Raw genomic sequence first — 22952 nt, 5'->3', positions numbered from 1 at the left:
TCACACCGTTTCTGAGTAACTTGTTTCGATTACTTCAATAGTGGTCGCGTACCCAAAGTCCTCATCTTTAAATGGCAGTGTGATAATCACTCCAAAGAGCTTTCGGCCTCTTCCGTCTCGGTAGCACAATGTCCCTTTTCGGCGCACCAGTGAATTCAACTTCTCAACGTCTATGCTGTTTCGGAGCATCTGGATCTGAGCTGTAACGCTGCCTTCTTCTTGCTCCCCAAACTCGGCCACCGCCCCGGAACGTCCGGCGAACTTCATCATGCTGGCCTCGGCCTGCCAATTAGAGCTGCGGCCAGTCCCGTCCATCTTAAAGTTATTGAATGTTCCACCTGGATCCGCAACATCATGCAGCCAAACACCAGAGAGCGTGATGCTTGCATTGGCCGCTGCGCTATCCGCTGTAGTTCCGTTGCTTCCGATCGCTGTCGCCTTGTATTCGTAGGCTTGACCCGAAGCCGCTGCGTAATCGTTAAATGATCCGTTAACGGCAATCCCGGCAACGATGCGCTGCCATGTCGTTTCCCCAAGTTTCCGACGGTACAGGTCATTGCTATTTACAGTCGGCTGGCTACCGCTCGGTACGGGATTCGTTACGGCAAGGCCGATATACCCATTTTGAGCGGTAACAGCGATAGTCGGCGTGGCAGGCGGCGTGAAACTCGTCGTAAACGTTCGTACAACCTCCGTGCTGGCGACATCCTTCGCATCCCACACAGTCACCTTGACCTTATAACTCGTACTATTTACGAGCGTATAACCAATCGTCCGACTCCGGGCGTTTACGTCCGCTACTTTCCCGCTGTCCCACAGAACGGCATCGGCATTGCTGGTAAGTTTTACTTGGTAAGCAGATTGACCTTCACTTTCCGGATCGGAAAAGGACCACTGTGTGGTCAAGCTTGAGCTCGATACCGTTGCGCCATCCGTTGCCGGAGTCGTAATGCTTGCGGTAGGCTTTGCGCTCGTCCAAAATGAAGCAAGCGAGCTGTATGGACCTACCAAATCCCCTTGGTCCCACGTCCGCACTTGCCATTGGTATTGTACGTTGTTCGTGAGTGCATTGGCGGCTACTGTGTGGCTGCTCGTCGTGCTGGCGACCTTACCCGTATCGATGACCGTTACGCCGTCGGATACTCGTTTAATCAGCAACTGGTACGCGGATTGCGTGTTGCCTGCGTCCGGATCGCTAAAGGTCCATGTAAATGCCGCCGAAGACGTTGCGTCGAAGTTAGTACGTGTGCCTAGTGTCGGAGCGTTCGGCGCTTGGTTGAATGAGAGTTTCTCGAATTTGACCTGTGATGCGTCCATGTAAATGACACCCATCATTACGTTCGCTTCTTCCGACATTGCTGATGGATTCGTACCGCTCCCAGCAAAGGATGTTACGCTACCGAAGGTTACTGTACCATTCGAGCACTTTTGGTACGAAATTGATGTGGCGTCTTGATAGAATGCGAACACATCTCCAGCGGTACTTTCGCCTACAGTAGGTTTTTGACGGTCAACCGTGTTTCCGGTCGTAGCTTTCACAGCGGCAGACCATGTAGCTCCTCCGTCATCGGAATAAGATACACGTAAATTACGCTTGGTAGTATCAGTGGCATCAAGCCCATCCCAAACAGCCCATATACGTCCGACGTTGCTCCCGTATTTCTTTAGGATTGCAATCACATTATTTTGGTTGTGCGATACCGCTGCGGACTGGTAAACAATCGCATCTCCCCAACTTGCATCCTTATATGAAGCGTTCATCCAAGCGGAACTCGTAGTCGTAAATGCCGTAGTAAATGCCAGAATGTAACACAGCCCGTTAATAAAACCGCCTGATCCTTTTACTTCTGTGACAATAATCGGATGCCCATTTCGGAATATTATGCTTGGATTCTGAACGTATTCAAGCGAGTTATTTGCTTTTGTAATCTGCGTGGGGACCGCCCAAGTTGCCCCGATATCGGTACTTTTGCTATACCTGATATTGAAAGAATTGGGATACGTGCCGTTTTTACACGCCCACACTGCATGGATCGCGCCTGTTCCGTCGATGATTAATGAGATCGAATCATAGCCAGTAATCGTATCTAGAACAACGGCACTCGATAACCGGTCTGTATTCGGCACCGTAGTCGCATCGAATTTAATAAATTTAACGTCATAATTGGTGGCTGGAGTTCCAAAGCAGAGTAGATAAACCGTAGTACCAGAACTTGCAATTGCTATGTTTCTTCCCGATCCAGTACCGGGAATACCAGTTGCATGCGTAAACTCCGCCCAGGTCACTCCTTCATCAGTTGACCTATAGAACCTTGCGGCGCTGCCCGTCCCTCCATACGCAACAGCCACCAGCCACCCATTACTCAATCGAACGATCTTCCGTCCACCGTTACCGCTCGTATCGTACGCCGCATTGATGACGACTGTCGGATCGAGCATTATCGGATACGTTGCCGTCCGCAGGAATGAGTACGGGAACCAAATGAAGAGCTGCTGTCCACTAGCCGTGTTTTTAACTTCATAGCGGCCTTTGATTTCTTTGCCGTTCAGGTCTTTTGCGATCGGCTCCGGGAAATTAAATCGGTCAGAGGCGATCTCTTTATGGCTACCCAGCGGCAACGGAATGCCTGTAATAAGTCCGCTTACCCCGAATTCTATGCCTGCGCCTAGATAAGCGGCAGGAGTGCGTGGAGGCTCGTGTAGAACCGTCCAGTGTTTGACGCCCCCAGCTTGCGCTATGAATATGTCGTCTGCATTTGGAAACGTCCGGGCATACCGTGCTTCTTTCCCTCTCGTGGAAAGAGAGGACGGCGACGAACCTACCAGATAGTCCATCTGCCCGGTAGCATCTCTGTAGGCTAATTCCGTCGGTCTCCAGTTGAACGCGGTGCCATCCGGATGTTTAATAGTAAGTGGGCTTGAGGCAAGCGTTGGAGCGATTAAAGTATACGCCTGTGCTTTTGCTTCCGCTCCGGTTGCAACGGCTGATAATGCTGGAGGATCGGCAAGGCCTACCTGTACTATGGTGTTAGCCAACCTTACCGCCTCCCTTCCGAATCGCCTTACGTACCGCCTTGCCTTTCGCATCTATATCTATGAGTAAAGTATCGCCATTTTCGAGTTTGATTTCGTGTTGACCGATTGGGGCGGGCTTGCCGTCGATATACAGCACTCCGTTAACAATGGCTTTGCTGCCATTTCCGTCCACAAAAAAGAGGTCACCCGTTGGTGGGGCGACCTCTCCTATCTCCATATTGGCTTTATCGTGCTTAATCCAGCGCATTACTTGTCCCCCCTCGACAGCATACGCAGATCCTGGTACTGCGCTTCACTCACAGCATTAGCAATTTCCTTTTTGTCCAGGTAGATGTGGGTCTGAATGTACTTTGGCGTGCCAAGGATATCTTTCGTCTCACCATGTGGTATGACTTGGCTGCCCCTCGGGAGGTTAACCAGCTCTGCACCTCTCTCGCCTACGATCGCGAGACCGCCTTTGAAGTTATCGGTACCTTTGGCCAGCATCGGGATGGTTGCTATGTTAATGCCAAAGCTCTTACCGCCCATGCCCGGAACCCAGTCCGGGATATCGATATCAATCTTATTTAGGCCGCGAATCATACTGTTAACTTGATTAATAACTGTGTTGATGACCCCTTTAACGATGCCCTCGATACTTCTCCAAATCCCTTCGAAGATATCAACAGCGCCCTGCCATACTTTCTTCCAGTCTCCGGTGAATATCCCATTCAGAATCTTAATGACGCCGGTAACGACTTTTGTAAGTCCTGAAATCACATCAATAATTGTACCGACGGTGACCTCAACAACGCCTTGGATATGTGGCATGACGTAATCAAATGTGGTTTCGATAAAACCCATTACAGTACGTACTGATTCCTCAATGTCCGCACCGTTCTCTTCCCAAAATGCCTTAATTTCGCCAAGCGTCTCTTCGAAGAAAGGGACCGCCCAATCTAGTATCGGCCCGATGATTTCATCCTTCAGCCATGTGAAAGTATCCCCGAAACCGCTAAGTACTCCGCCTGCTCTGGTGAAAGCTTTATCGATGAAGTCCTGAATCTCCGGCATGTGGTCGATGATCCAATCAGCAAATGTTTCGAGAATCGGAAGGATTTTTTCACCGAGAGGGAGTAAGATGCCTGTCTCAAGATTTCGTCCGATCCCCTGCAGCGCTTCGCCGAAGGTATCGTATTTAACCTCATTTATTTTCGCCAACGTGTCGCCTGCCATGTTGGTTTGGCTCTCGACGTTAGCCAGCGAAGTGATCGCGGTGGCTTCTAAATCCTCAAACTGAGTACCGAATAGCGCCACGCCAATTGCATTCTTCTGCAGTGGATCCTCAACCGTACTCAGTGCTGACATGACCTGCTGAAAAGCCGTCTGCGCTGACGCTCCCCCTGCGGCGAATTGCGCTGACATCTCCTGGCCATTCAGCCCGAGTGCATCGAACGCTTCAAGAGATCCCTCGGATAGATCTTTGGATCGAATGGTAAATTCCTTAATGGCGTCGCCTATTTTATCAACCTGGAACGCCCCGTCGTTCGCACCCTGGATCAAGATGTCAGTAAACTGCTCCGCACTGAAACCCATCGCCTCGAATTGCGGCGCGTACTCGTTCATAACGTCTAAAAGATCGCCGTTTTTGTTGGCTCCTTGCTGGGCTCCTTGGGCAATCAGCGTAAATGCTTCATCGGAAGAGATGCCAAACTGTTTCATTAGGGAGTTGGCTGTATTTACAGAGCCGGCTACATCCATCTCGAACGTATCGCGAAGCATTAGTGCGTTCGTTGTCGCCTTCTCCAGCTCTTCACCGGCTAAGCCTGTTGTACGCTTAACCTCTGACATAGCACTTGCGATATCACCAAAGCTTTCACCGAGGTTATTGTTGTATATTCGAGTCGCAATGTCCTCAAACTCAGCCATCTCTTCCGCCGATGCTCCGGTTTCAGCGGTGAGATCGTTCATCGCCTTGTTGAATTCGTCTGCCGCACCGACAGCTTTCACACCGAGAGCTGCCACGGCAGCGGCTCCGATCGCTGCGATCCCTAACACAACCCCGCCTGCGACTTTGCTTATGTTGCCTAGACGAGACCCGGCTTGCTCGCCTCTCGCGTCGATGTTTCGGAGGGCATCTTCTATTTGCCTGTTCCCTCTTAAGGCAAAATCACCAAACAAAGAGAATATTTTCACGGGCTCACATCCTCTTCCTTGCTCTCTGCGATCCGTCTATGGATCTCTTCCGCCTCGGCAAGTATTTCTTCAGCCGATCGAGCGCTTACTGTAGGTGCTTTTAATCGACTGCTGAATCTCTCAAACGATTCAAATTTAAGCGCAGGCCCCTTGGCCATTGGACGCGGGATGATCATATCCGGATAAAGGGCAAGCCATAGATCCCATAACTTCTGCTCCTCTCGCTTTTCCGTTGCCTTCTCTACCATTTTTAGAGCGGAGGGGACGGGCATGCGCATAATCCGGTCAATGTTGCCATATCGCGATAGCAGTAGATCGTGGACATCGATCCAATCTAACCTACTGCAGAGGCTAAAAAATCCTTCAGATCAACTGTCTTTGACAGCTCCTTTATAATCTTGACCGGCGTTGTAAGAGGCATCTTAGCAAATTCTTGCGGAGAAACACCGATGAGACTGGCCAGGATCTCTTTCACTTCTTTATGGGCTTTATGGTAGTTCCGGATAAGGTGCCCGATGATCTCAGTTGCTACCTCGAGGCCCAAAGTTTTTACCTGGTCTTCTGTAAGCCGTTTGCCTTTGATATCCCGGTTGAAGTTCTTCAGATCGAAGTTTGTTTTCTCCAGGATGGTCGAGAGGTGAAAGGCATCCTCGAAGACGAGCTCACGGACTTCGTAAACCGTTCCTTTGATTTCAATAGCCATGAATTATCCCTCCAAATAAGATAAGGGGCACCCGTGTTGGATGCCCCTCTATGTTTTGTATTAACCCGAGAATACGATTTTCCAAGGTTCTGTTGTTCTCGTTGTTTCGTCATACGTGGCTGTGAAGGTAAGCTGCGGTACCAGCTCATCTTTATCTGTCAGAGCCCAATCGATGTTTTCTAGGTTAATTGCATTATCCAGCGTAATGACGACGTTGCGGCCCCCTTTTGTCTTGCCTGTCCAGGTAACCGTCGTATTATAGTCAGCGGTTTCAATGTCGACTTTCCCTGTAATGGTATCTGTAATAGGTGGTCCAGCAGCGTTTGTATTCCTTACACTGGGATAAAACTTCGGAAGGCTGGCTGGCAGGATCTCCAGCGCATTCATTACCAATTTTGCAACGCTGCTGATTTTTCGGATGCGGCCTTTTACTGGACCGTAATCTCCGTCGGCTTGAATCCGACGATATTCCCGCTCTACTAAAAACTGACCTCCTCCGCGCGTTAGGGCGATATTCACGCCACCTACAGCAAACACCCCGTCGCCGAGTACGATATCGTTTGGCACCATTTTGTCATGACCTCCTATTTAAAATAAACTTGTACTTGATAGCGCAGCTGCCTTCTCCGCAGCCTTGAATCTGGATCAGGAATCATCGAGCGGTTTATGCGGTAGAACTTCGCATGGATGACACCTGGATTCCTGTATTCGTATCTGTTCAGCCCTGTTGGGTTGATGATATCACCATTACCATCGATGGTTTTTGACAGATTGTCGATGGCATCCGGATCGTACCCGGATCGCGTAACGGCGTCCCAGATATCCACCTCAAGCGTGAAATCCTCTCGAACGTTCTCCAGGCTCGTCGGCATCCAGAATGTGATGTAATCGTTTCTACCAATATCCTGCGGGGCCGATTCTAGATAGACGCGACTGTGCCCAGCTAGCGCTACCAGGCGACTGTTAACGATGGTTGTGAGATCAATCAATACGCATCATCTCCTGTGCCAGTCGTACCAGATCATTTACTCGCTCCTCGACAACACGGAATATGCGCCGCGGCCGCATCCCCTGTGTCGTATGCCACTTTCCAGATTCGTCTTTGTAGCTCCAAGGATCTTTCCGTCCTTGGCCGTTCTCGGCATAGATGCCTGTCCCGAACTCAAGATACGGGCCATAGTGCGCATCCGTGTAAGCCGTAACTTTCTGCTCTTCCAGGTTTACTTCATACTGAATAGATGATTTATAATGCCCGCCGCCATCCTCCCCTACTGGAGCTGCGGCAATGATCCAAGATGTAGACGTTTGACCGATCGCCTCAAGCGTCCGCTCTTGGGCCTCACGATATTTCCTTCTGAATTCAGCCGTATGGCTAACGTATCTCACTGCACCAACTCCAAATCGATTTCGAGGAATCGTCCGAACCCCATCGGGGATCGAACATAGCGAATGTCATATATCGTGCCGTTCTCATTCACCCGATCTTTTACGGCGATGTCAGCCGGTGAACAGTACAGCCTATGAGTGGCATATAGCGTTTCCCTGTTGCCTGAAAGCCGTTCATTTCCGCCCAACGGACGTATGCGGCCCGCGATGGTTAGATGGGTTGCCCAAGTCTGTTGAACCGCACCGGAGGCCTTCTTGGTGGTGACGCTACGCTCAACAACTATACCTGGTTTGAAGTAGTCCTCAATCGCCATTACCATCCCACCTTGCGATAGGGCCTCAGCCGGCTAAGAATAACCCCAGGATACGTGGAGGCATCGGTGAAAGTAACGGAGTAATCTCCCAGCGATTCACTCTGAATGCCTTCTTTATTCGCTTTGGCCATCGCGAAAGAAATCATACTAGCGACATCCAGCTTAAGTGATGCGGGGTAGCTGACCATCGTAATCGTCACATATTCACCGGCGGACTCGGCCTTCAGAACGGATTCAGGGGTTAATGTTAACTGAGTCGCCGTAACCGTATTGATTTTATACACGCCATCGTTTAACAGGCTGCCTTCTACGACGATCTGAATACCAGGAGCGAACTTACGCAAAACGAACCCGCCCGCGCTATCGAGAATCGCCTTTGTAGTCGCATCGAAAGAGATTCCTTTACCCTGTATGCGGACTTTCGTTTGCTTAAATTGATTCCTGGTCCAATCCAAGATAAATCGTTCGACGCTCGGCAATAACGCATTAATGACGCTATCCTTGCTCGTATCAATGATCTGGAGAATACTTTTAACCTCTGCCAGTGTAGCGATCAATCAGTTTACCTCCCTCCGCTCTTTAACTATCGAACTTCGTTAGTTACACAGCTTTTGAAGCAACCGTAATCACTTTAGAACCGTCTTCATAGACTTGTTCCGTTACATCCGTAACTTGATATTGCTTCCCGTCCACGTCATAAATGTCACCTACACTATACAATGTATTCTACCTCCCGGACCATTCGAATAATTGCCGTCTGAGATTGTGTTACGTTAGTACGGTTGATGTAATTAATGCTGAATGGTTGGGCGTTAGTTGCAACTATGTTTTGCATAGCTTGCATTTGTGCGATTTCGGTTGCTGGAATTTTATTTAACGATGCAATTTCGATCACATTGTAAAACGAACTGATCGCGCCAGCATAACCGCTTTTCAAAAATATAACTCCGTTATGATAATTGTTTCCATCGGAATCCAATACGACAGATACCTCATGCTCTCCAGATGTCGCTGAAGCAGGAGCAGGAACGTAGATCCGTAGGAGTTTAAGGCGCCATAGTTCTCCTGCCGGGGGTGTATAATTAAAATAAACACTCCCATTAGCTACTACATTTAACACTTGGTCATAGGACTGTTTTTCTACTTTCGCTTTTCTCCCCGATAGTTCGGTAAGCAGTTTCCCTGTTACGGGGTTAAAAGCACCTGCTGGTAGTCCGTTCATTCTGCTCCACCTTCTTTTTCAGCGATCTCTTCAAGCAGCCGATCCAATCCTTTGTTATACCAGTTACCGATACCGAGCTCCTTCGCTCGTGCGCGAATTTGCTCCTCGTCTAATTGTGCTGACCCCTGCTCCGGAGGTTTCAATGCTTTCTCGATAGCAGCTCGCAGATCCGCCTCTTCCAGCTGCTCGTAACCTTCGATCCCCAGTTCTTTCGATTCCTCGCGCAGCGCATTTACGCGCCTCATTCGTTGATAGGCTGTTGCCGACATACTCATGCGCCCCCTTCTGAAATGGTTGAGAAGGGCATCTCTGCCCCTCCCATAACGCCCAAACTATTAAGCCAATTTATAAACGAATCTAACGATACGGATCGCTTTGTTATCGTAAACCCGCGTCCAGTTCGCAGCTGCTTCGCACTCAAGGTTCGTCGGAGTCGAACCAGCCACCGATGCAGCGTTGAACTTTACGCCGCGCGGATGGAGGATGTACGACTGACGGTTGATCAGGATGTCATCACCGGCAAGCTTATCGCGATCCGTTTCTGTCGGATACTTAGCCATACCGTTGCCCAGGCCGATCGCCCCTTGTCCAAATAGGTACGACGTATAAACGCCAGCTGCTACAGGGTGACCGTCATCAACGATGACGCGTTTTTTCATATACATCTCAATCTCGTTGCCCTCGCTGTCCTTTACCGTCTCGATCAAGTTCTGTTTCTTGAGCAGCGCATATGCAGCGGAGTGCATCGAGAAACCTGTCAGTCCGCCTGCAGCATCGCCAAGCTTCGTCTGTGCATCGATGAACGTCTCACCGCCAAGCACAGCTGCAGTCCCTGCGTTAGCCGAGATATCATGTACGTTGCCGGACATTGATGCGGCAGCAAACACGCCCTTCAACATCGCGAACAAATGCGCCTGGCGTTTACGGGCCCAGAACGCAGCTACCAAGTCGCCGATTGCGGCCATTGGATCTGCTCCTGCCAGAACGTGAGCCAGGTCATTAGCAGACCACGCTTTACCGCGCAGGAATAACGCCGCTACGTCTTGGCCAGTAGTGATTTTCTGAGGTGTCAATGCTCCGCTATCGGAAAGCACCTCGTCATCGCCGGTCAGGTCGTTCCAGTACGGCATGTTAATGAGTTTACCGCCACCGGCTGCCAGTGCGTCCAGCTCGGAGTTGTTGGAGATGATTCCGCTTTGAGATAGCGCGGAAAGCTCCATCGTACGCTGAATGACATATGGATTGAATACTTGCGGAACGATTACGTCAGCAATTTGTGTTTTTGGCATGATTCAACACTTCCATTTCGTTTAAATTTTTACTGGTTCATGTAGCCAGAAGCTCTCAACTTGGCCAGCAAGGCATTAAAATCGACTCTAAGCGCCGCTAAATCCACGGCAGTGGTATCTGCCTGTGCTGCAATTTTAGGGAGAGCAGCACTATCGATCTTGCCGTCACGGTTAGTGTCATAGACTCTTTGCAACGTACGAGGAACACGTGGCATGGTATGTCATCCTCCTTATCGTCATCTTTACTTCGCAGCGGCCATTAATTCATTAGCCAAGGCAGGGTCATCTCGAAGAAGCCTTCCCTGCTCCGTCAGGTTAAAGCTCTCTTTCTTCCAAGGATTTTTAGTCCCAGCATGGTTAGGGTTGTTACCTTTACCAGGATTTCCGCCTGTGAGTTTGTCCTCTCCGAACAGCTCCTTGTACGACTCTTTCAGCGTTTTGATCTGATCTTCCAGACCCCGCACGGTATCATCCTGCAGCAGCTCGATCTTTGCTTTGTCGACTTTACTGAGCAGCAGATCCGGGAACTTAGCGTTAGCAGCTCCCAGCGCCTTCTCGATCGCCGCGGCCACTTTCATATCCTTTATCTTGGCCTCGTAGTCACCGGCGCTCTTTTTGTTGTCCTCCTGGAGAACGCTGATCTGCTGTTTCAACGTCTCGTTATCGCCGGCGCTCTTCTTCAGATCGGTCAGCTGCTTGTCGCGATCTTTCAGATCAGTTTCAAGCTGCTTCTTGGCTTCGTTCACCTGGTTAAAGGTATCTTTCGGGATCCAGTTACCATCGGAGATAACAGCCACCTTATGCTTGTCGCCTAGCTTTTCTATGACCTGCTTATATAGCTCTTCGCCTAACAGCTCTTTCAAATCCATTTCTTTACCACTCCCATTTGGTTTTTATGGCGTAACCCGCCGCCATGGGCAGCCGTTATGCTCCGGCCAACGAGCAAAAGGAAGGGCCAAAGGATCCTCACCCTCGGCCCGTTAAGAAATTCGATTCTTTTTCCATTCCTCGTACGTCGTATAAGGAATCACTTCTGTTCGTCCGGTCTGTTCATTCCTTGCCCGACGTATGTGTGCTTCATATCCTTGGATCTCCGTCCGGATTGAGCAGCGGCAGTTAACATCATCAGCTGCCTTACGCATGCTGCCCGGTGCCGGACCTTTGCCGCCTGCCGAGCTTTCAAAGTCAGCATCGATGGGTATCTTCTTACCGTCCAGCTTCTGGTGAGCTGGTCGTGTTTTGCTGTCCAGCGAAGCATCCCACACTTTAACCATCTGTACGCCTTTGCTTGCTGCATGTTTGATCCCGTCCAAGCGCGCATGCATCGCGACCCGGTGCGCTTCAGTGCTTACGACTCTGACGGCCTTGACCGCATCGCCGTTAAAAGCTTCTGTTATGCGCTTAGACATCTTCTTGTATCCCTCGCCCAGAATTAACCCCTGCGTGATCTCGCGCTGGATGCGGCTGATAATCTCCTGCCGGTTCTTCCGCAGCGTATGCGCCAACGTGAGGCCGCTGACGGGATTCTGAATGGCAGCGATCACCACGTTTTGGTTCACTCGGGTATAAGCAAGTTTCATCTGCGTTTCTCGTTCGACGGCAAAGCCGGTATACAGCAGCGACTCATCGTAGATCTCGACCAATGACCGCATAAGCGTCCTGGCATTCTTGCCGGTAGCGCTGATGAGGATCGCTGAGATCTCACGTTCGAGCTTCTGCAGCCGGCCAAACTTAGCCATATCGATGTGAGTCACACCCTCACCGAATCGCTGATACATCGCTGTAAGCTCGGCCTTCACCTGTTTCAGTGCTTCGTTGTACGCCTTGATGATCTCCTTGACGGTTTCATCTTCGAGCCCGCGCAGGTATTTATCTGCTCGCTGTAGGTCGTCATTCAGTGACATCCTCATCACCGTCCTCGTCGTCCAGTACAATACGGCCGACCTCTTCGGCGATCCGTTCCTCTTCCTCGCCCGCGTCATCTACCCACGGGTGATTTTCCAGAATCGTCTTGTCCGAAATAACGCCTTTCGACTTCTGTGCGTTATCGATCGCCTCAGACGTGTTCGTGATCATCGATTTGTTAAAGGTGAACTTCACTTTGGTATGATCGTAGCTCGTCTTGTCCACCATGTTGATGTATACCGTAACGAAATACATCAGCTCTTTAAGCGAGCTCTTCATCTTCCGGATCAGGATGTTCGCGTTCAAATCCAGCAGCGCATACATGAATTTCAGCGCTATGCCGCTCGGGCTATTCCCGAACTTGTCTGTCTTCATGTTTACGCCCATGCCGAAAATGAAGATGTTATCCTCGAGGCGATCCAGATGCGAGTCGCGTGCATCCTTTGGCAATTCTGCCCGAGCTGTTTCCGCGCCGCTCTCCGGATCCGCCTCCAGCGTTATCGCCTTCTTCGTCTTGATGTTCGCCAGGAACTCATCTAGGCTCGTACCCTCGTATCCCTTCAGGATCCAGATCAGCTCTTGAATGTCCGAAAGATTATTCGAGAAGTCCGATGCGTTCAGATCATAATCATCAATCAGCGTCTTCGTAAAGCGCAGATCCGGGATCTGATCGTCGTTATTCTCCAGCGCAATGAACGGGATTCGGCCCCATGAGTTTGCCTTCATCTCCGATGGGCTGGTCGTGTTAAACGAATACCAGTGATACCGCGGATTCGGGTCTATCGCATCAAGAGCATACGTGTTATCGGCCTGCTGCATGAAGTAGGTAACCTTCTCCTTATCCCAAAGCTCGACTCGGTACCGCGTCCTCTTCTGGGCACCGTCCACTACGGTCATGCTGTAATAACGGATGATGGCCTGCAGCTCTTCCTCATATTCGGTGTCATAGATCGGGATGATCTGCTCAGCCGGTATGATGACGTATTTAAAATTGCCGTCCTTGTCGATATACGGGTGCAGCCATTCAACGCCTTTATTGGCCGCGCCTTGTACCCACATATTGGCCTTGTCATCGAACACCTCGCCGAGGAGCTCGTTTATACGTTGTTCGAATTTCTCCGCCTCAGTGCCCTTATCCTCAACGCTGAACACGATTGGGTTACCTACCACGTAACCGGTCTTCTGGAGAACCATCATGCGGAAAAATGGATGCATGAGCTTGTGGTTGGATTTGCTCTTATCCTCGATTTCCTGCCCATCAGACAGATATGTGATCTTGCGCTGCAGGATATCATGCTTTGCCTTGAAGTAATCCGAACCTTTTCGCATCTCTGTTTTGCGCGGGCTTTCCAGGTCCTCATCGATGTAATCCTTAATGACGGATGTATCCGATATCGGACTATCTGCTGTTAGAAAATCCACCATTCTCACCTCACTCCAAGACTTGCATGCCTCGTTTATTTTTCATATCGTTTTCAAACGCATACCTGGTTGCGTCAATCGCGTGATTATTTTTCTCTTCAAGTCTCGCTTTTGGATTGCCGTCGGAATCGGTTTGATAGTCGATATCCTCAAACTCTTTCGCCAGGTTCGGTGTGCGCTTCGGATCGATGATGATCTCATCCAAGTCATCCAGCCATTTCTCGCCGTACTCGACCGAGCCTTCACCCTTCTTCGCACCTTTGATTTTGATGTGGTGTTCGTTCTTCATCTCGTCGATCGACTTCGGCTCTGCGCTATCTGCGGTAGATTGCAGCGTATCGTAACCCTTGGACTTGATACGAGCAGCTGCCTCCCGGTTAGAGAGCTTCACGCCGTATATCTCATCCATTGCGTAAATGCGCCGGCGCGTCTTGTCGTAATGCCAGCGTACGAAAGCAAATGGATCCACGCCGTATCCCCAGTCGATGCCCTGCCGGAGGTTATCGAACGTCTGGTACTCCTCATCCGTGATACGACGGAAGGTAAGGTTATCAAACGGCACCACGCCGCTGCCAATCGCTTTGCCGAGATATTCCCACTCATACTTCTGGAGATTCCTCTCCTTAACCGTTTCGGCCTCCTGGATGAAAACCTTTGAGATGTGCGGGTTCTCCAGGTACGTCGAGTGGTGTACGTACGTATTAGCTGGAATATCGATGGCCGTGTCATACTTTTTGTTCACCCATGACTGCTTACGCTTCGGCGGGTTGTAGCTGTAATAAAACGCATAAAAAAGACCGTCCGGGAGCTCTGCACGCAGTACAGAATTTTCGATGGTCGATACCTCTTCTTCGGTTTTGAATTCAGCCAGCTCCTCGATCCAAAGGAACGCTACGGGGAACTTGCTCATTTTGATTGACTTTATCTTAAGCGGATCATCCGCACCTCGGAATATAATCTTATTCCCTCGAGGCGTGTAGATGAGCTGCAGCGGTGATTTCAGTACGCGCCAGTGTTGGCTCACACCCAATATATCGATTGCCTCTTTCAGCTGCTCAAAGACCGACTCAGCAAGAGTCAGACCGACTTTCCGGACACATAGCGCCGTGACCGGGTGTTTCATCATGTCTTTTATCAGCTTCATAGCGATTTGCGCTGACTTCCCTGATCCCCGGCCGCCTTTCGTGACGTGCTTCAGGTACTTGCGCGAATTGGACGCCTGCCAGAAATCATGGAATGCCGGTGTTACAATCTCGGAAATCTTAATCCCCATGCTTGCCACTCCCGAGGTCATCGATGATCTGGACGATTGCAGAGCCCTCGATATTAACGTTATCCTTGAACATCCCGTAACGCTTGCCTAGCAGCTCAGCCGCCTTTATGCGGTCCTTACCGTCCAACTCTTTCTTCACGAGCGACTGTTCGCCCATGCCCAGGCCGAGAGGGAATTGCTCTTTAACCTGCCCTCGCAGAACGCTAGTAAGGAATTCAAGGACCTCATCCTGTTTGGCGATACGAGCGGCGTCCTTTTCGGCGATTCGGCTTTCAATGTGAGTCTTGACGTTAGCATTCGTCAGCAGCCTTGACGCATTAACTTTTGCCACATCTCTGCTTTTTACTTTGTATCCTGCTCGCAGATATGCTTCTGTGGCATCGCCCAATTCGACGAAATAATCTGCAAAACGTTTCTGCTTTTCCGACAACCTCACATCGATCACCTCCTCACCGTTTATGTTTTAACGCACGGCATCCGCATACAAGTCTGCTTAATGCCTGTCCATCTTCCCCAATAGCAGCCTTGACACTTTTCTGGCGGCTTCGGTTGCTCACGCTCTTCCTGAAACTTTTTATATTCAAAGACACCCACGGTTTCACCGCCTCAAAAAGAAAAGCCCAGTCCTCGTGAGGAATCTAGGCTCGATCGTTTATTTATATACTTGCACACTGACATAATATCACAGAAATTGAGGCCGAAAGTATCATTTTAGTATCATTTTTATCTCCAGCCTATTTTATCAGCTATCAGCTTAACTACCTCATCGCGCCACCTGATAGCTGTTATCCTACTTACTCCGGATTCCAGTGCTATTCCGTCCCACGTCAATACTTGGGGCCTGGTCCAGTATTTAAACCGTATGATCTTTTTCCGCTCTTCTGGAAGCATGTTGTACACCGTTTCGATCGCATCGTGGATTCGCTCCAACTGCTCTAGTTTACGGTGACTGGTCAGTAACACTGCAGTCCGTCCTGTGGGGTCACTCGGCAAGCTACTTCGACCGCCACCTACGTTTTCATCTTCACTCGATTTACCATGAAGGATATCGTTTTTAAGTCTGACAATTTCTCTTCTCGTATCTGGAAAAGCATAAAGCTCCGACTCCACATGCTGGAATGCCCCTTTACGAATCTTTATCACATACGTCGCCTCCTACACGTTCAATTCTAGCTTTAACCGCTGCCATCAATGCATCTTGTCCAATTGCTTTGCCTTCCAGTGCAGCCATGACGTCTTCATCAATCGTGCCCTCAGCGACCAAGTGGTGGATGATAACGCTTTGTGTTTGACCCTGTCTATGCAAGCGGGCGTTTGCCTGCTGGTATAGTTCCAGGCTCCAGTTAAGCCCAAACCAAACGATGATGTTACCACCTGCTTGCAGGTTAAGACCATGCCCAGCTGACGCAGGATGCGCTAAAAGCATCGGGATCACCCCATCGTTCCATTCTGCAATATCGTCCGCCGTATCCAGTGTTCGGGCTTGCTTGAATCGCTCTTTGATCCTACTCAGGTCATGCTTATAGGCATAGAACACAAGAACCGGATGGCCGTTTGCTCCTTCGATCAGATCCTCTAAGGCATCCAGCTTGATGTCGTGAATCTCACGAACGCCGCGGTCCTCGTCGTAAGCCGCGCCGTTTGCCATCTGCAGCAGTTTGTTGGAGAGTACGGCTGCGGTGCTTGCAACAATGTCCGATCCAGCCATAGGCAGCAGCAGGTCCCGTTCAAGCTGTTCATACTGGGCTCTTGCTTTGTCACCCATCACCAGGGGAACGATCCGATCGATGCGCTTTGGCATTTCGAGCCAGTCCTCTGCTTTCATGCTGATGCAAATATCCGCAATTTGCTCATGGATCCGCTCCTCTGACTCCTTTTTCTGCTTCCACTCGTAAACGACATGACCGCTTTTAGCACCAGCTGAAAAGTATCGATCGCGGTAACCTGTTACGGTTGCTCCAAGACGCTCACCTCGATCTAGGAGGTAAACTTGCGCCCATAGGTCAAGCAAACCATTAGGCGCTGGCGTACCTGTCAACCCGATGACGCGTTTCATCAGCGGCCGCACCCGTTTGAGTGCCCGAAAACGCTGTGCGCTGCTGCTCTTAAAGCTGGATAACTCATCAATGACAACGGTATCGAATGGCCATTTGCTCCCAAGGAATCCGACTAACCACTGGACATTCTCCCGATTGATCACGTATATATCAGCATCGGCTTTCAGTGCAGCCTCTCGCTTCTTGGCATCGCCCAGGATCTTACTGATCCGTAGATGCTTGGTATGATTCCATTTGCTCGACTCCCGGCTCCAGGTGTCCTCTGCTACTCGCTTCGGCGCTATGATCAAAACCTTCGCTGCATCGAACGAATCGTACAGCAGCCGGTCGATCGCGGTTAATGTTATGATAGTTTTGTCAACCTAAGCCCATCTCTAAAAATAATCCGACAGCTGGGGTATCCATGATTCGATCAACAGCGTATTCCTGATATTTATGGGGGATGAACTTCATTTGGCATCACCTCTATTCTTTGCCGCGTGTAGTTTGGCATGTTCTTTTTGAGAAGATAATATAGTTATATTTTCAAGACTATAGTTCTGCCTGTTCTCGTCCTCATGGTGAACCACTTCACCTGGAAGAAGTGCCCGTCCTAGTTTGACCTCAGCAGCAATCCTATGTGCATGTCGTCCAAGTATTTTCGGGTACGCCTTTCCTTGCCCCTTCCCAAGGTGACCCCTGCGTACAGCCATACGCATTTCAAAGGTCATTCGAGTCGGGTTAAGTTCCTCGTTCATCTTTTTCAAGTTACAGCTGCGATCACAGAAATGACGTTTCGCTTCGAGTGTGCGGGTATATGCAGGCTTTTCTATGTCATCTCCGCAATATGCGCATTCTGTTACAAGTATCTTTTTGCGCCCACGTATCTCAATTTTCATGACCAAACACCTCGGCTATGAATCGATCTGTATCGGAGTGAGAATCTATTTTATAAAACGCATGGCCCATACTGGTTAATATCCTCGCCCATTTCGCTTGCAGCGGCTTTAGCGGTTTGCCCGGCGCCTTCAACTCAACGTACACCGTCCGGCCATCCGGTAAAAGCACGATGCGGTCCGGCACACCGTTATGTCCTGGCGACACGAATTTAAGCGCCTTGCCTCCATGCTTCTGGACCTCATCAGTGAATCGCTTTTCGATTGTCCGCTCTCTCATCGCTTACCTCCCAAAATAAGGGGTGTACCTTATGTAACCGTTGGGGTCGTACATATGCGTATACGGGCAAATTACGCGTTAGCATATGTTTTACACGTACACAGGCGCCCATTTTACTATGCTAATTACATTTTCACTATATATAAGATATTTACGGTTACATAAGATACAGTAACCCTTAAACCCTTATGGTTATTGGCTTTAAGCCGTACCTTACTCTTAAAATTTACGGTTACACTCACGGTTACATAAGGTACAGTAGGTGTAACCGTAAAATTTTTACGGTTACACTTTTTCGTTTTACGGTTACACCCGTTCGAACGTTTTTTGCTGTCCGTAAATCTTGAATCTGGTCTTCTCTGGCACCCGTTCACGCCAGCTTGAAATCCTTCGAACGATATCACATATCGCTTTTGACTCCCACGGTTTTAGTAGCTTAAGCGGTGACTCCAAACACTCGACCCACACCTCTGCAGCGCAAACGCGCGTCCGCCGAACACTTCCAGTCGGCACCCTTAAATACTCCCGGCGCTCGTACTCGTCCATATCATCCCAGTTATCCGGCAGCAGGGTATCGAGGTATTCCTGGATCAACCCCTCGCGCGGATCCGTGTCCATGTGTCGCTCCTGCATCGCTTGAGCCTGAGCGTACATTTCAGCATCAAGCTCCAGCCTCTCGCCACTCTTATAAATGCTTAGCGCTTCCGCCCATATCTGCCCAACGATCTCCTCGGTAAGCTCCGTAAAATGGTTCTTGGTACGTTTATCCGGATCAACAGTAACCGGCCAGAAGCGACGATTCCCTGTAGCATCTTGTAAGAAATTATGATTATTAGTAGTGCCGAAAAATACACATTTACGGGGAAAGTCTGAAACCATCCGGTCATAAGCGACCCGGTACCTGTCGCTTTCCTTGGATAAAAACTGCTTGATCTCATCTACTTCGGCCTTTTTCATCGCTGCCAGCTCACCGATCTCGATGATCCACGCCCCCTGCAGGTGCTCACCGGCTTCCTTGGCATCAAACGTCTTAAGCGAATCGCTAAACCATTGCTTGCCCATCTTGGCCAGCAGGCTACTCTTACCGACCCCCTGCGGCCCAACCAGCACGAGCATATAATCGAACTTGCACCCGGGCTCATAGATCCGCTTGATAGCAGCCACGAACATCTTCCGCGTCACCGCTCGTACATAAGGCGTATCCTCAGCGCCCAGATAATCGATAAACAGCCGATCAAGCCGCGGCGCCCCATCCCAGTACTGTGCTTCAAGGTAGGTCTTGACTGGGTGGAAGGTGTTCGCGTGAACGACCTCAGTCAATGCGTTTTTGATCGTATCGGCTGATTTGATATTAAATTTCTTACTAATATAGTGCTGCAGCCTGCGGTCATCGGCACCGAGCCATGGCTCATACTCCGTGTTTGGCCGCTCTCGCTTACGCCACGGCAGCGCATCCTTTACGACCTCGGTATTCTTGAAAGCGTCATAGGCGAGCACATCCTTAAGAGGTCCATTCGTGAGTATGAGCTCCACATTACGTGCGCTTGGCAGGATGATCTTCGGATTCTTCTTATTGCGCTCCAGTTTGGCCATCCAATCGATCGCTTCTTCGTCCAGGTCGTCCATATCGCCAAACTCATCCGCAATCACCTCGCGCATAACCGGCTCGTCCCCCATAGCGAATTCCAACATGGCATGATAGCTCGGCAGCTTCGTGATATTCGTCTTGTCACTGGCGTTGTCATCGAGATCCTTGAACTTATGTAGCCTCACCAGGTCAAAGGCGTTAACCTCTCGGCCGCTAATCGGGTCTGATTCATGATGACTGAATGCGAATGTATCTTGATCGTAGACAACGAGCCCGCCATGGGAAGCGGATCCGGTGAACGTGAATCGATCCTCCATCGCTGTCGGCGTGTAAGCTTCCGATAAGAAGGTCTCGATCGCACCGCTGATGCTGTACTGCCGGCAGAACGCGCCGATCACGCCGCTCTTCTCACGCGGATCTTCCATCTTAGCGCCTGTCCGCCGCTGCGCCTCTTCCTCCGGATGACGCTCCCATTGCACCGGATCCGTCCAGTCCGCGTATTCCGCCAGCAGGTTGTCAACGTCAACCGGATCGCCTTCGATCTCGATGAACACAGGCTCGGCATCGCTGGAGCAGCTTGGCAGATACATCAGACGGTGTACATCGAACGTCGTCTTATCGAAATGCCGCATACCGATGTTGGCCGCAAGCTTCCGCGAGGTTGCCGCGTATTCGTCCGGGCTCATCTCTCGGCTTGTCGGCACGACGATCCGGTACTTGGGCTTGTCCTCTCGATGGCTGTGTGTGGAGTACAGGACATAAGCATTACCGCCAAGGATCAGATCAAGCGTGAAGAGAAAGTCCTCATCTGCGTGGTCCACATCCAGCGTGATCAAGCAGCGCGCATCCACGTTCTCCTTCTTCCGGCGCCCACCCTGAACGAGCCCGCCGACGAAAGCAGCCCCATCCTTGACCTTCCCTTTAGCTGGGACGGACAGCTTGTCGTACTCGGCCATCGTCTCGGTCGTCCGGCGAAGCGAGCGAAGCCGCTGTACATATTCAGTCCAAGATAAATACTCATTGCGCCAGTTTGTATCGCTCCGGTTCCGCCCGAACGCGATGGCTAGTTCGACATCATGCATTTCTTCACGTCCTTATGAGAGCATTTCATCCAGCACTTCTTGTACAGCCATCTCCAAATTAGCGACAGCGGTTTTATAATAACTATCCTTGAGCTCAACACCGACAAAGCGACGGCCCATCTTAATAGACTGATAACCTTCGCTGCCGATGCCAGCAAATGGGCTGAGCACGATGTCGCCCGGATTACTCCAAAGCTCCACACCGCGAGCGATTACATCCAACTGCAGCGGACATATGTGGCGCTCATCCTTCTCCGCTCTAGCCGACTTATATTGAAGCGTATTGCTTTGCCTTATGTCCATCCAGACCGGTGAAGCATAGCGCCGCCACACCTGATGAGAATAGACAGGGTCTTCTTTAGACATTGCGATGTCCTTATGCTGTCGGCTGTCTTTTATTGTCGGCTCTGCCTTTGGTGCAATGGGCTCGTCCTCTCCGAAAAAGCGTTCGAGCCCATTGGGGTGTGTGATAGGCTCTGGGTTGTCGCCTGGCTTACGCATGGTGATCAGGTAGTCGGGTAACCCTTGACGACTTAAATGCGAGTCCTTGACAAGTTGCTTATGCATTAATCCGATAGATTTTGTTCGCACTGCTTCAATTAAAGGGTCCTTCCAAATAGTTGCTTTGGAGTGCCAGATGAAACCTTCATCCTCAAAGGCCTGCCTTAGCTTTGCGGGAAAATCTTTTATGCCAATATAACCGTCTCTCGATTTCATAGCAGGGATATCCATACAATGAAATGACACCAGCCGCCCTGGCATCGTAATGCGGTACAACTCTTTGATAAGGAAGCAAAAATGTTTATAAAATTCGTCATCATTAGCGCTATTACCCATATCACGCTCGCTATTACTGTAGGTATAAAGTGAGCTGAATGGCGGCGAGAAGATCGAATAATGGACGCTGTCATCCGGCAGACCGCGCGTCACCTCTACACAATCTCCGTGATACAAAGCGTAATCATCTGTTATTGCCTGGTCGATCGTATTAGCTTGCAAATGACTCACTCCTTAACCATGACGGGATGATAATAGCTCGTTGCGGTTCGTATTCCGTAGCGTCGCGGTCTGCTGATCGGATGGATTCGGACGTTATCTCCTTGGTGTACTTCACCATTTCCCCGACCATCTGCTGGAAGTCGGACTCTTTGCGTTTGATGTTCTCCGATACCGCACCTTCCAGAGATGTCGTGATCATGTAGACATCGACCGGCTTTGTCTGACCAAAACGGTAGCAGCGCCGGATCGCCTGGAACACTTGTTCAAAACTATCCGACAATCCGACAAATGCCATCTTGGAGCAGTGCTGCCAGTTCATACCGAATCCAAAGACCAAAGGCTTGGAAATCATAATCGGTACGTCACCCTCACGCCACGCCTTTTCATATTCCAGTCGCTTAGAAGCAGGCGTACTGCCTCGAACCGATACGCATTGCCCCTCGAATAGCTTCTCAAGCGCATCCTGTTCAGCGTTCAAATCGCACCATATCAACCATTTATCCAAGAATTAACCCCCTTAAAGCGTCTACGCGCTGATCAATTGTTGAACGCCTTACCTTCTGCCGTTCTGATAATGTCTTTGCAGGTTCGCCTTCCACCTCGACCACCACATCCGTCACCGTAAGCGGTGGCAGCTCGTGGTCTCCGTCTTCGTAACCGAGATCTGAAGGCTTTTCTAGGACAACACCCCATGATGCTACCCAGCGCCAGAACGCATCCTCTGCATGGCCCTTCAGCCGCCATTTGCTTGTATCACCGCCATCATGGACAAAATACATTGACAACATCTCTGTCCGGCTCATTACACCGAGGAACTCAGCGTGATTACCAATCTCCATGAAATCGTTAGGCGCCGGCGTAGCGGTGCAAGCAAGTCGATATGGCGTATAAGCGAATGATTCTATAAGAGCAGTTCGTACTTTGCCTGTAAATGACTTAAGGATGGAGCTTTCATCCAGCACCACGCCTGAGAATAGAATAGGTTCAAAAGCATGGAGCATGTCGTAGTTCGTAATGTTGAGCCCAGTCTTAACGTCTTCCTGTGTCCGGCATAGGTTTATTTCGTAGCCCAGTGCCGCGCCTTCACGAACCGTCTGAGGCGCTACTGCAAGCGGTGCCAGCAGTAGGACATCGCCACCAGTTAATCGGTGAACGTTAGCCGCCCACTCGATCTGCATCCGGCTCTTACCTAAGCCGGTCATAGCGAATATTGCTGCACGTCCACGCCTTAGCGCCCAGCGTACGATGTCACGTTGATATGCGAACAACGTATCGTTCAGGCTGTCTCTACCAACAGAGAAACCGTTAGGCGGCAAAGTTGACCGCTTAGTTTCTATGAATTGCTG

At 50.2% G+C, this 22952-nt stretch carries 26 protein-coding genes and 1 pseudogene; all 27 read right to left on the bottom strand.

All coding sequences use genetic code 11. From position 1 onward, the window contains the following. The 27 genes and pseudogenes from L1N85_RS11445 to L1N85_RS11315 all read right to left on the bottom strand — a co-directional run bounded on the left by L1N85_RS11445 (position 1) and on the right by L1N85_RS11315 (position 22922). Positions 1-3036 (bottom strand): sialidase family protein, encoded by a 3036-nt coding sequence (locus L1N85_RS11445; protein ID WP_235237921.1) that lies wholly within the window; start codon positions 3034-3036, stop codon positions 1-3. Continuing rightward, the gene (locus L1N85_RS11440; protein WP_235237920.1) at positions 3029-3283 is read right to left on the bottom strand and encodes a hypothetical protein; all 255 of its coding nucleotides are present in this window, start codon (positions 3281-3283) and stop codon (positions 3029-3031) included. The genes L1N85_RS11445 and L1N85_RS11440 overlap by 8 nt, the downstream gene beginning before the upstream one ends. Continuing rightward, positions 3283-5211: a phage tail tape measure protein gene (locus L1N85_RS11435; RefSeq protein ID WP_235237919.1), complete on the bottom strand. Its 1929-nt coding sequence runs from the start codon at positions 5209-5211 to the stop codon at positions 3283-3285. The genes L1N85_RS11440 and L1N85_RS11435 overlap by 1 nt, the downstream gene beginning before the upstream one ends. Next, positions 5208-5483, bottom strand: coding sequence for a hypothetical protein (locus L1N85_RS11430; protein ID WP_235237917.1), 276 nt, complete (start codon positions 5481-5483; stop codon positions 5208-5210). Before L1N85_RS11430 ends, L1N85_RS11435 begins: the two co-directional genes overlap by 4 nt. 62 nt (positions 5484-5545) lie before the next feature. Then, complete coding sequence (locus L1N85_RS11425) at positions 5546-5914, bottom strand: hypothetical protein (RefSeq protein WP_235237916.1); 369 nt, start codon at positions 5912-5914, stop codon at positions 5546-5548. A 60-nt stretch (positions 5915-5974) separates the two neighbouring features. Further along, positions 5975-6484 (bottom strand): hypothetical protein, encoded by a 510-nt coding sequence (locus tag L1N85_RS11420; protein WP_235237914.1) that lies wholly within the window; start codon positions 6482-6484, stop codon positions 5975-5977. A 14-nt stretch (positions 6485-6498) separates the two neighbouring features. After that, positions 6499-6903: a hypothetical protein gene (locus L1N85_RS11415; RefSeq protein ID WP_235237912.1), complete on the bottom strand. Its 405-nt coding sequence runs from the start codon at positions 6901-6903 to the stop codon at positions 6499-6501. Next, a complete protein-coding gene (locus L1N85_RS11410) occupies positions 6896-7300 on the bottom strand; it encodes an HK97 gp10 family phage protein (RefSeq protein WP_235237910.1) in 405 nt (134 codons plus the stop codon). The genes L1N85_RS11415 and L1N85_RS11410 overlap by 8 nt, the downstream gene beginning before the upstream one ends. Then, the gene (locus L1N85_RS11405) at positions 7297-7614 is read right to left on the bottom strand and encodes a phage head closure protein (protein WP_235237908.1); all 318 of its coding nucleotides are present in this window, start codon (positions 7612-7614) and stop codon (positions 7297-7299) included. The genes L1N85_RS11410 and L1N85_RS11405 overlap by 4 nt, the downstream gene beginning before the upstream one ends. Next, positions 7614-8171: a phage head-tail connector protein gene (locus L1N85_RS11400; RefSeq protein WP_235237904.1), complete on the bottom strand. Its 558-nt coding sequence runs from the start codon at positions 8169-8171 to the stop codon at positions 7614-7616. Before L1N85_RS11400 ends, L1N85_RS11405 begins: the two co-directional genes overlap by 1 nt. Before the next feature lie 155 nt (positions 8172-8326). Then, positions 8327-8836 (bottom strand): hypothetical protein, encoded by a 510-nt coding sequence (locus L1N85_RS11395; RefSeq protein ID WP_235237901.1) that lies wholly within the window; start codon positions 8834-8836, stop codon positions 8327-8329. After that, positions 8833-9105, bottom strand: coding sequence for a hypothetical protein (locus L1N85_RS11390; protein WP_235237900.1), 273 nt, complete (start codon positions 9103-9105; stop codon positions 8833-8835). Before L1N85_RS11390 ends, L1N85_RS11395 begins: the two co-directional genes overlap by 4 nt. Positions 9106-9171: 66 nt before the next feature. After that, the gene (locus L1N85_RS11385) at positions 9172-10125 is read right to left on the bottom strand and encodes a major capsid protein (protein WP_235237898.1); all 954 of its coding nucleotides are present in this window, start codon (positions 10123-10125) and stop codon (positions 9172-9174) included. A 29-nt stretch (positions 10126-10154) separates the two neighbouring features. After that, entirely contained in the window at positions 10155-10340 is a 186-nt protein-coding gene (locus L1N85_RS11380; protein ID WP_235237896.1) for a hypothetical protein, read from the bottom strand. 27 nt (positions 10341-10367) lie between these two features. Beyond that, a complete protein-coding gene (locus L1N85_RS11375; protein ID WP_235237892.1) occupies positions 10368-10994 on the bottom strand; it encodes a phage scaffolding protein in 627 nt (208 codons plus the stop codon). 111 nt (positions 10995-11105) lie between these two features. Further along, complete coding sequence (locus L1N85_RS11370; RefSeq protein WP_235237890.1) at positions 11106-12029, bottom strand: phage head morphogenesis protein; 924 nt, start codon at positions 12027-12029, stop codon at positions 11106-11108. Further along, complete coding sequence (locus L1N85_RS11365) at positions 12016-13455, bottom strand: phage portal protein (protein WP_235237887.1); 1440 nt, start codon at positions 13453-13455, stop codon at positions 12016-12018. The genes L1N85_RS11370 and L1N85_RS11365 overlap by 14 nt, the downstream gene beginning before the upstream one ends. 7 nt (positions 13456-13462) lie before the next feature. Then, the gene (locus L1N85_RS11360) at positions 13463-14725 is read right to left on the bottom strand and encodes a PBSX family phage terminase large subunit (RefSeq protein WP_235237885.1); all 1263 of its coding nucleotides are present in this window, start codon (positions 14723-14725) and stop codon (positions 13463-13465) included. Then, on the bottom strand, positions 14715-15161 hold the full coding sequence (locus L1N85_RS11355) for a terminase small subunit (protein ID WP_235237882.1): 447 nt from the start codon (positions 15159-15161) through the stop codon (positions 14715-14717). The genes L1N85_RS11360 and L1N85_RS11355 overlap by 11 nt, the downstream gene beginning before the upstream one ends. A 287-nt stretch (positions 15162-15448) precedes the next feature. Next, positions 15449-15868, bottom strand: coding sequence for a transcriptional regulator (locus L1N85_RS11350; RefSeq protein WP_235237878.1), 420 nt, complete (start codon positions 15866-15868; stop codon positions 15449-15451). Beyond that, a pseudogene (locus L1N85_RS11345) lies at positions 15852-17235 on the bottom strand (SNF2-related protein). The gene L1N85_RS11350 and the pseudogene L1N85_RS11345 overlap by 17 nt, the downstream one beginning before the upstream one ends. Then, positions 17232-17660 (bottom strand): HNH endonuclease, encoded by a 429-nt coding sequence (locus L1N85_RS11340; protein ID WP_235237877.1) that lies wholly within the window; start codon positions 17658-17660, stop codon positions 17232-17234. Before L1N85_RS11340 ends, L1N85_RS11345 begins: the two are co-directional and overlap by 4 nt. Further along, on the bottom strand, positions 17650-17937 hold the full coding sequence (locus tag L1N85_RS11335) for a VRR-NUC domain-containing protein (protein ID WP_235237875.1): 288 nt from the start codon (positions 17935-17937) through the stop codon (positions 17650-17652). Before L1N85_RS11335 ends, L1N85_RS11340 begins: the two co-directional genes overlap by 11 nt. A gap of 306 nt (positions 17938-18243) precedes the next feature. Further along, positions 18244-20607, bottom strand: coding sequence for a virulence-associated E family protein (locus L1N85_RS11330; protein WP_235237872.1), 2364 nt, complete (start codon positions 20605-20607; stop codon positions 18244-18246). A 12-nt stretch (positions 20608-20619) separates the two neighbouring features. Further along, the gene (locus tag L1N85_RS11325) at positions 20620-21606 is read right to left on the bottom strand and encodes a DNA-methyltransferase (RefSeq protein WP_235237870.1); all 987 of its coding nucleotides are present in this window, start codon (positions 21604-21606) and stop codon (positions 20620-20622) included. After that, positions 21596-22111 (bottom strand): helicase-related protein, encoded by a 516-nt coding sequence (locus tag L1N85_RS11320; protein WP_235237868.1) that lies wholly within the window; start codon positions 22109-22111, stop codon positions 21596-21598. The genes L1N85_RS11325 and L1N85_RS11320 overlap by 11 nt, the downstream gene beginning before the upstream one ends. After that, positions 22104-22922, bottom strand: a complete 819-nt coding sequence (locus L1N85_RS11315; RefSeq protein WP_235237867.1) for a DEAD/DEAH box helicase family protein — start codon at positions 22920-22922, stop codon at positions 22104-22106. Before L1N85_RS11315 ends, L1N85_RS11320 begins: the two co-directional genes overlap by 8 nt. Positions 22923-22952 lie beyond the last annotated feature (30 nt).

Origin of the sequence: Paenibacillus alkaliterrae, assembly GCF_021532375.1 — a bacterium.
GTDB lineage: Bacteria > Bacillota > Bacilli > Paenibacillales > Paenibacillaceae > Pristimantibacillus > Pristimantibacillus alkaliterrae.
The sequence above is the reverse complement of the archived record's forward strand: the minus strand, read 5'-3'. Positions and strand labels throughout refer to the sequence as shown.